We start from the raw sequence: 8,768 nt of genomic DNA, 5'->3' as shown, positions 1-8,768 counted from the left end.
GTTCGGGCGGGAGGAGGCGGCGCAGGTAGCGGCGGAGCTCTTCGGGGAGGGCGAGGAGGGAGAGGGCGCGGGGGGTGGGTGGGAGGTCGACGACGACGAGGTCGTACGTGTCCTCCGAGAGCGTGGCGTCGCGCAGGGCGCGCAGGACGGCGAGCTCCTCGGCGCCGGGGAGGGGGCTGGTCTCCTCGGGTTCGAGGCGGGAGGCGCCGAGGAGGTCCAGGGCGGAGGCGGCCCGGTCCTGGAGGGCGGCGAGGTCGGTGCGGAAGTCCGTGTCGGGGTCGACGCGCCTCACCGTGAGGCGCGGGGTGGCCCCGGTGCCCAGCACGGGGCCCAGGGTGTCCGTGCGGTCGGTGCCGAGGAGCAGGGTGCGGGCACCCTCGCGGGCTGCGGTGAGCGCGGTGGCGGCGGCGGTCGTGGTGCGGCCGCTGCCGCCGGGGCCCGTGATCAGGAGGGTGCGCATGGGGGTGAACGGTAACTGACGCCGGGCGGGGGTGGGTTTTGCTTGCCCGCGCCTACGGGGTGCCTCCCCCACTCTCGACTGCGCTCGAGCGGGAGGTGCCCCCACCGCCCACCCGTGCCGCTGGGGGCACCTCCCAGGCCCTTGAGGCACTGGGGGAGGCACGACTGCCCGCAGCTGCGGGGGTGGGCGCCGGCCCAGCGGCACGATTGCCCGCAGTCGCGTGCGACGGGGATTACTTCGGGCTCGACTCCACTCGTTTCTTCAGGCCGGCCAGGGCCCGGTCGATGATGACCTTCTCCGCCTTGCGCTTGATCATGCCGAGCATGGGGATCTTGACGTCGACGGTGAGGCGGTAGGTGACCTCCGTCGTGCCCGGGGCGGCCGGGGTGAGGATGTAGGAGCCGTCGAGGGAGCGGAGCATCTGGGACTTCACCAGGGTCCAGGAGACCTCGTGCTGCCCGGTCCAGGTGTACGCCAGGGTCTGGTCGTCCTTGATCGCACCGGCGTCCATGACGAGACGCACCTGCTCGGCGCGGCCCTCGGCGTCGGTCGCGAGGACCTCGGCCTCCTTCACCTCACCGGTCCAGTCCGGATAGCGGGCGAAGTCGGCGATCACCCCCATGACGTCGGCCGCCGCCGCCTCGATCGTGATGCTCGAGCTGGTGTGTTCCGCCATCGCCGTGGCTCCTCCAGATGCGGGCCGGTAGTCGTCGTCGCCGTGCGCGGGGCGCACAGCGCACGCGCGTGCAGCGGAAGGCTACCGCGCGCCCGGCCGGCGCCACTCATCCGACCTGGGACGTCGTCACCATTCCAGCCGCCAGGGCCGCCCGCTGCTCGCGAAGTGCCCCACGTTCACGCACTCGGTGGCGCCGATCCGCATCCGCCGCACCAGCGGCTGGTGGACGTGTCCGAACAGGGAGTAGCGGGGCCGGGTGCGGCGGATGGCGTCCAGCAGGGCGCGGCTGCCGCGTTCGAAGCGGCGGGCCACGGTGTCGTAGACCAGCTCGGGCACCTCCGGCGGGATGTGCGTGCACAGCACGTCGACCTCGCCCACGGCCTCGATCTTCGCCGCGTACTCCTCGTCGTCGATCTCGTACGGCGTCCGCATCGGCGTGCGCAGGCCGCCGCCGACGAAGCCGAAGGTCCGGCCGCCGATCTCCACCCGCTGCCCGTCCAGCACGGTCAGGCCGGGGCCCGCGTACTCCTGCCACAGGGGCGGCACGTCGACGTTGCCGTACGTCGCGTACGTCGGCGTGGGGAACGCGGCGAACAGCTCGGCGTACTGCTTGCGCACCGCCGTCTCGATCGCGGCGGCCTTGTCCATGCCGATGCCCGCCCACAGCCGGCGCTGGAACTCGCGCGCCTCCTCGAAGCGGCGGGCGGTGCGCAGCTCCACGATGCGGTCGGCGTTCTCGGTGCCGAACAGGTCGGGGAAGATGCCGCGCGAGTGGTCGGCGTAGTCCAGGAAGAGCACCAGGTCGCCCAGGCAGACCAGGGCGTCGGCGCCCTCCCCGGCGCGGGCCAGGTCACGGGCGTTGCCGTGCACGTCACTGACCACGTGGACGCGTGTGCGCCGGTTTCCGCCTGGTGTGGGTGCCATGGCGATCAAGGGTAAGCGTGTGCGGCCCGCGTGAACAATGGCGGGCCCACCTGCGGTTACTGGCTCGTCGGTGAAGGGGTGGACTACTGTGCGCAATGAAACACCAACCTGTGTGACGCAGCGAACATCTCGCCGGGACCCCCTGTCGTAGACGCCATACCGGCGGGTAACGTCCGGGCAGTCCAGTCGTGCTCGGGATTTCAACATGTGAATTCGCGAGCACCCGTCCGAGCCTTGGACCGCACCGTCGCATCGCACAACGTCGTGGCGCCGGCGCCCTAAGAGGAGCAGCAGTCTTGCGCGAGTTCAGCCTTCCGGCTTTGTACGAGGTCCCCGCGGACGGAAACCTGACCGACATCGTCCGCAGAAACGCCGCGCAGCACCCCGACGTCGCCGTCATCGCCCGCAAGGCGGGCGGGACCTGGCAGGACGTGACGGCGACCACCTTCCTGGCGGAGGTGCGGGCGGCCGCCAAGGGCATGATCGCCGCCGGTGTGCGGCCCGGCGACCGGGTCGGTCTGATGTCCCGCACCCGCTACGAGTGGACCCTGCTGGACTTCGCGATCTGGAGCGCCGGCGCGGTCACCGTGCCGGTGTACGAGACCAGCTCGCCGGAGCAGGTGGCGTGGATCCTCGGCGACTCCGGCGCCACCGCCTGCTTCGTGGAGCTCGACGCCCACGCGGCGACGGTGGAGTCCGTGCGCGACCGGCTGCCCGCGCTGAAGAACCTCTGGCAGATCGAGGCCGGCGGGATCAAGGAGCTGGGCCGGCTCGGGCAGGACGTCGACGACGCGACGGTCGAGGAGCGCAGCTCGTTCGCGAAGGCGGACGACCCGGCGACCATCGTCTACACCTCCGGTACGACCGGACGGCCCAAGGGCTGTGTGCTCACCCACCGCAGCTTCTTCGCCGAGTGCGGCAACATCGTGGAGCGGCTGCGTCCGCTGTTCCGCACCGGCGAGTGCTCCGTGCTGCTGTTCCTGCCGCTCGCGCACGTCTTCGGACGGCTGGTGCAGATCGCGCCCATGATGGCGCCGATCAAGCTGGGCTGCGTGCCCGACATCAAGAACCTCACCGACGAGCTGGCCGCGTTCCGTCCGACGCTGATCCTGGGCGTGCCGCGGGTCTTCGAGAAGGTCTACAACTCGGCGCGGGCCAAGGCGCAGGCCGACGGCAAGGGCAAGATCTTCGACAGGGCGGCGGACACGGCGATCGCCTACAGCCGGGCGCTGGACACGCCGTCCGGGCCGTCACTCGGCCTGCGGATCAAGCACAAGGTGTTCGACAAGCTGGTCTACGGCAAGCTGCGCGCGGTGCTGGGCGGGCGCGGCGAGTACGCCATCTCCGGCGGCGCCCCGCTGGGTGAGCGCCTGGGACACTTCTTCCGCGGTATCGGCTTCAGCGTGCTGGAGGGGTACGGGCTGACCGAGTCCTGTGCGGCCACCGCGTTCAACCCGTGGGACCGGCAGAAGATCGGCACGGTCGGCCAGCCGCTGCCCGGCTCGGTCGTGCGGATAGCGGACGACGGCGAGGTGCTGCTGCACGGCGAGCACCTGTTCAAGGAGTACTGGAACAACCCGGGCGCGACCGCCGAGGCGCTCGCCGACGGGTGGTTCCACACCGGGGACATCGGCACCCTGGACGAGGACGGCTACCTGCGGATCACCGGCCGCAAGAAGGAGATACTGGTCACGGCGGGCGGCAAGAACGTCGCCCCGGCGGTGATCGAGGACCGGATCCGGGCGCACGCGCTGGTCGCGGAGTGCATGGTCGTGGGTGACGGGCGGCCGTTCGTGGGGGCGCTGGTCACCATCGACGAGGAGTTCCTGGGCCGGTGGTGCGCGGAGCACGGGAAGCCGGCGGGATCGACGGCGGGGTCGCTGAGCGAGGATCCCGATCTGCTCGCGGCGATCCAGGCCGCGGTGGACGACGGCAACTCGGCGGTCTCCAAGGCGGAGTCGGTGCGGAAGTTCCGGGTCCTGCCGGCGCAGTTCACCGAGGAGTCGGGACATCTGACTCCGTCGCTGAAGCTGAAGCGGAACGTCGTGGCCAAGGACTACGCCCACGAGATCGAGGCGATCTACGCCAAGTAGGTTCCGCTCGGGCGCGGTTCGGGGTGTCTTTTGAGCGCCGGCGGGCGCGGGTCGGTCGTGGCCGGTCGCGCCCACGCGGCGGAGCCGCACGATGGCACAGCCCCGCGCCCCTTTCCGGCGTTGCCCTACAGCAGTGTTTTCAAGTGCTCCGCCAACAAGTCCCAGCGCCACTTCTCCTCGACCCATTCCCGGCCCCGCTGCCCCATCCTGCGGCGGAGTTCCCCGTCGGCGAGGAGGGTGGTGACGCGGTCCGCGGTCTGGTCGGGCGCGTCGCCGGGGACGACCCAGCCGGTTTCGCCCTCGAGGACCGCGTCGGGGGCGCCGCCTGAGTCGCCGGCGACGACCGGGAGGCCGGTCGCGGAGGCCTCCAGGTAGACGATGCCGAGTCCTTCCACGTCCAGGCCCCCGCGCCGGGTGCGGCACGGCATCGCGAAGACGTCACCGGCGCCGTAGTGGGCGGGCAGTTCGGACCAGGGGACGGAGCCGGTGAAGCGGACGGAGGCGCCGACGCCCGTGTCGTGCGCGAGGCGGCGCAGGTCCTTCTCGTAGGGGCCGCCGCCGACGATCAGCAGGACGGCGTCCGGTTCGGCTGCCAGGATCGCCGGCATCGCCCGGATCAGCGTGTCCTGCCCCTTGCGCGGGACCAGCCGGGAGACGCACACGACCACCGGCCGGTCGGTCAGCCCGAGCCGCGCCCGCACCTCGTCACCGCCCGAACCGGGGTGGAAGGTCTTCTCGTCGACGCCGGGCGGCAGTTGCACCATCCGGGAGGCCGCCTCGGGGGTCAGCGCGCCGGCGATGCGGGAGCGCGTGTACTCGCCGAGGTAGGTGATCGTGTCCGTGGAGTCCCCGATACGGCGCAGGAGTTGCCGCGCGGCGGGCAGCTGGGCCCAGCCGGCCTCGTGGCCGTGGGTGGTGGCCACGATCCGCTCGGCGCCCGCCCGGCGCAGCGCCGGCGCCATCAGCCCGAGCGGTGCCGCCGCCCCGAACCACACCGAGGTGCACCCGTGCTCGCGCAGCAGCCCGACGGCCCGCCGGGTGGCCGCCGGGGTCGGCAGCAGCATCGTCGTACGGTCGCGTACGACGGTGAAGGGCTGCTCGGCGTCGAAGGCGGCGGTGGCCTCGACGCCCTCCCGGGAGCGCTTCCAGGTGGAGGCGTAGACGACGAGCCGCTCCGGGTCGAGCCGCAGCGCCATGTTGTGCAGGAACGCCTGGATGCCACCGGGGCGGGGCGGGAAGTCGTTGGTCACGATCAGGGTCTTGTGCATCGCCGCCGACCCTACCGAACGGGGGGCGCGCCGTTCGCCGCGGCGGCGCTCTGTGGCACGTACACAGGTGTCCGGGACATCATGGCCCCTCACGACCGCACACCGGACGGGCAGGGAGCACAGCGCATGAGGACGACGGCCGTGCGGGGCTCCCTCGCCCCACCGCTGCTGCTGTGGGGGCTCACACGGGCCGTCCTGCTGCTGTGCGTGCTGAAGGTGATCGTCTTCCCCGGGCCGGACGTCACCAGCGACGTGTCGGTCATCTACCGGGGCTGGTACGACGTCCTGCGCACCGGAACGTTCCCGCTGGACGACGTGACCTGGCAGTACCCGCCCGCCGCGGCCCTGGCGGTCCTCTCCCCCGGCCTGCTGCCGTTCCTGGAGTACGCCACCGCCTTCTTCGTCCTGGCCTGTCTCGCCGACCTGGTCACGCTGGCCCTGCTGCTGTACGCCGGCCGTCGTCCCGGACGGTCGCCGCGCGGTGCCTGGGTGTGGGTGGTGGGCGTACCGCTGCTCGGGCCGACGGTGTACGCGCGCTACGACGTGATGGTGACCGCGGTCGCCGTGGCCGCGCTGCTGGCGGCCGCCCGGTACCCCCGGCTGGCGGGGGCGCTCGCCGGTTTCGGGGCGCTGGTGAAGGTGTGGCCGGCGCTGCTGCTGATCGCGGTGCGGCGGCGTGGTGCGTGGGTCTCGGCGGCGGTGACCGGTGCCGGTGTGGCCGGCCTGTTCGCCGTACTGATGCCGGGGGCGTTCGCGTTCCTGACCTTCCAGCGGGACCGGGGGACGGAGGTGGAGTCGCTGGGGGCGCTCGTCTTCCACGTGGCGCGGCATCACGGCTGGGAGGGGGAGGTGCTGCTCAACTACGGCTCGGTGGAGTTCCTCGGGCCGTATGTGAGCTGGGTGAGCACGGGGGCGCTGGTGCTGAGCGGGGCCGCGCTGGGGTGGCTGGTGCTGTGGCGGGTGAGGGCCGTCCGGTTCCCCGCGCACGGTGTCGCCGACGCGGCGTTCGTGGCGGTGCTTCTGTTCACGACGACGAGCCGGGTGATCAGTCCGCAGTACATGGTGTGGCTGGTGGGGCTCGGGGCGGTGTGTCTGTGCTTCCGTGAGAGCCGGATGGGGGTGGCGGTGGGGCTGGTGCTGGGGGCTTCGCTGGTGACGGTGCTGGAGTTTCCGCTCTGGTTCGCCCATGTGGTCGCCAGCGACTCGCTCGGGATCGCCCTGCTGGTGCTGCGCAACGGGCTGTTGGTGGTGGCGACGGTTGTGGCGGCTCGGGTGCTGTGGTGCACGACGGTTTCCCGTCGGCGGGCTGTTCCCGCGGTGGTCGGGGCGGGCCGGGCCGCCGGGACGACGGTCTCGTCCTGATTCCGGTCCTGATTCCGGGCGGGGCGCGGGTGCGTGCAGTGGGCCCGGGCGGGGCACGGGTGCGTGCCGTGGGCCCGGGGTGTGCGCGGCCCGGCGCTTTGCGGGTGCCCTGCGTGGGTGCGGGCCGGGGGTGTTCACGCAGCCCGGCGTTTGCGGGGTGCCTCCCCCAGAGGGGGTACCCCCAGCGCCCACCCGTGCCGCCCCTGGGGGCACCTCCCAGGCCCTTGAGGCACTGGGGGAGGCACGACTGCCCGCAGAGGGCGGGGGGCGGTCGCGCCCACCCGTGCCGCCCTGGGGGCACCTCCCAGGCCCTTGAAGCACTGGGGGGGGGCACGACTGCCCGCAGAGGGCGAGGGAGCGGCAGCGGCTGCCCGTGGAGGGCGGATGGGGCGGCTGTCTGCGGGTCTGCTCAGCTCAGGGTGTTTCTCACGTATTCCTGCCACTGGGCCGTGAACTCCTCGCGGGTCGTGTCGAGGACTTGGCGCATCGCGGCCTCCACCGCGCCGTCGCGGTGTTCGTGCGCGCCCACGGCCCGGTAGAACTCGTCCAGGCGGTCCTCGCCCCAGTGGCCGGCGATGAGGCGGCAGGCCAGCCAGCCGCTCTCGTAGGCGCGGGCGAGGTGGTCCGCGTCGCCGGAGAAGCCGAACTCCTCGTCGTCCGGCAGTCCGGCGGGCACCTCGCCCCGGCCCACCGCGTAGGCGAGCTCCGGTGCGACCTCCGCGGGGGCGCGGTCGCCGCCGCGGTAGCCGACCCAGTCGGCGAACCCCTCGGACAGCCACAGCGGGGTCGCTGCGGAGGTGTGGGCGCGGGTGGCGACGTGGGTGGTCTCGTGGGTGAGGACGACCTGCCGGCCCGAGTCGCCGAGCATTCCGAAGGCCTCCGGGTTGACGATGACCCGGTCCGCCGGGGCCCGCCCGTCCGCGCCGGTGGCGCCGGTGGTGACCGCCGCGATCCCCCGGTAGGAGGAGGCGGACGAGCCCAGCAGGCCCGCCATGTCCTCCAGGGTCTCCGGGACGAGGACGACCACGCGCCGGGCCCATCGCGGGCCCCACGCGTCGGACACCGCGGGCACCGCGCGGTCGGCCAGCCCGGCGTAGTCCCGCAGCTTCTCGTCGGGCTGTCCGACCCCCAGCACCAGGCTCCGCTCGCCCCGCACGACGCGTGCCGCGCCCTGGTCCCACAGCTGCTGGCCGGACTCCTTCGCGGGCCGGTCGGAGTCGACGGACCAGCGGCCGTCGCGGTCCCGGCTCAGGCTCAGGGAGCGGGCGGTGGTGACCGGGGACCGGTCGTGGCCCTCGACGCGGTAGCTCAGGTCGGCGGAGGCGGTGGCGGTGTCACCGGTGCGGTCGAGGGCGGTGACGCGGTAGGACCAGTCCGCGAGCGGCACCGCGCGCAGGTTGGCGAACCCGGCCCGGGTACCGGTGCGGGCGTACGCGGCGGCGTCACGGTCGAGGACGGCCTCCGCGCGGCGGTCCAGGAGGGACTGAACCTGCGCGCGTGCGGCGTCGACGGCCGGTCCCCCGCCGCACCCCGCCAGGGAGACGAACAGCAGACACAGCGCCGTCACCGACGTACCCGACACCCGCCTTCGACCAGCCACCTTCCCGAGGGTACGGGCGCCGGGCCGGTGCGGTCAGACCCTGGTGACCGACGAGACGGGCATCATGCCGACCGGGTCGTAGCGCACCGGGGCACCGGGGTGGGGCGCGTGGATCACCTGGCCGTTGCCCATGTACATCCCCACGTGGGAGGCGTCGGAGCGGTAGACGACCAGGTCACCGGGGCGCGCCTCGGACAGGGGGATCCGCCGGCCGGCGTACCGCTGGGCCTGCGAGGTGCGCGGCAGCGCGACCCCGGCCTGGGCGTACGACCACTGGGTCAGTCCGGAGCAGTCGAAGGCGGACGGGCCCTCGGCGCCCCAGACGTAGGGCCTGCCGAGGGCGGAGCGGGCGGCGGCGACGGCGGCTGCCGCGCGGGCCGAGGCG

The 8,768-nt window shown here is 73.1% G+C and carries 8 protein-coding genes; 2 read left to right on the top strand and 6 right to left on the bottom strand.

Annotated elements, in window-relative coordinates:
* The 3 genes from B7767_RS22005 to B7767_RS21995 all read right to left on the bottom strand — a co-directional run.
* On the bottom strand, nucleotides 1-460 hold a 460-nt coding region (locus tag B7767_RS22005), incomplete at its 3' end, for an ArsA-related P-loop ATPase (protein WP_143652579.1).
* Between the two features lie 232 nt (nucleotides 461-692).
* On the bottom strand, nucleotides 693-1,136 hold the full coding sequence (locus B7767_RS22000; RefSeq protein ID WP_030859062.1) for an SRPBCC family protein: 444 nt from the start codon (nucleotides 1,134-1,136) through the stop codon (nucleotides 693-695).
* Between the two features lie 126 nt (nucleotides 1,137-1,262).
* Nucleotides 1,263-2,060 (bottom strand): metallophosphoesterase, encoded by a 798-nt coding sequence (locus tag B7767_RS21995; RefSeq protein WP_085573718.1) that lies wholly within the window; start codon nucleotides 2,058-2,060, stop codon nucleotides 1,263-1,265.
* A 296-nt stretch (nucleotides 2,061-2,356) separates the two neighbouring features.
* Here B7767_RS21995 and B7767_RS21990 point away from each other — a divergent pair, with 296 nt between their 5' ends.
* Nucleotides 2,357-4,153 carry a long-chain fatty acid--CoA ligase gene (locus B7767_RS21990; protein WP_085573717.1) on the top strand — a complete coding sequence of 599 codons (1,797 nt, stop codon included), beginning with the start codon at nucleotides 2,357-2,359 and terminating at the stop codon, nucleotides 4,151-4,153.
* A 125-nt stretch (nucleotides 4,154-4,278) separates the two neighbouring features.
* Here B7767_RS21990 and B7767_RS21985 read toward each other — a convergent pair whose 3' ends face one another.
* The gene (locus tag B7767_RS21985; protein ID WP_085573716.1) at nucleotides 4,279-5,421 is read right to left on the bottom strand and encodes a glycosyltransferase family 4 protein; all 1,143 of its coding nucleotides are present in this window, start codon (nucleotides 5,419-5,421) and stop codon (nucleotides 4,279-4,281) included.
* A gap of 126 nt (nucleotides 5,422-5,547) precedes the next feature.
* On the opposite strand from B7767_RS21985, the gene B7767_RS21980 reads away from it, so the two are divergent.
* Complete coding sequence (locus B7767_RS21980) at nucleotides 5,548-6,783, top strand: glycosyltransferase family 87 protein (RefSeq protein ID WP_085573715.1); 1,236 nt, start codon at nucleotides 5,548-5,550, stop codon at nucleotides 6,781-6,783.
* A 409-nt stretch (nucleotides 6,784-7,192) separates the two neighbouring features.
* Here the strand turns inward: B7767_RS21980 and B7767_RS21975 are convergent, their stop codons facing one another.
* Both B7767_RS21975 and B7767_RS21970 read right to left on the bottom strand, forming a co-directional pair.
* On the bottom strand, nucleotides 7,193-8,383 hold the full coding sequence (locus B7767_RS21975) for a hypothetical protein (RefSeq protein WP_085573714.1): 1,191 nt from the start codon (nucleotides 8,381-8,383) through the stop codon (nucleotides 7,193-7,195).
* A gap of 33 nt (nucleotides 8,384-8,416) precedes the next feature.
* Nucleotides 8,417-8,768, bottom strand: a 352-nt coding sequence (locus B7767_RS21970) for a C40 family peptidase (RefSeq protein ID WP_179167234.1), incomplete at its 5' end; no start/stop codon positions are given.

Origin of the sequence: Streptomyces sp. 13-12-16 (assembly GCF_002114215.1) — a bacterium.
In the GTDB taxonomy this organism is placed as follows: domain Bacteria; phylum Actinomycetota; class Actinomycetes; order Streptomycetales; family Streptomycetaceae; genus Streptomyces.
The sequence above is the reverse complement of the archived record's forward strand: the minus strand, read 5'-3'. Positions and strand labels throughout refer to the sequence as shown.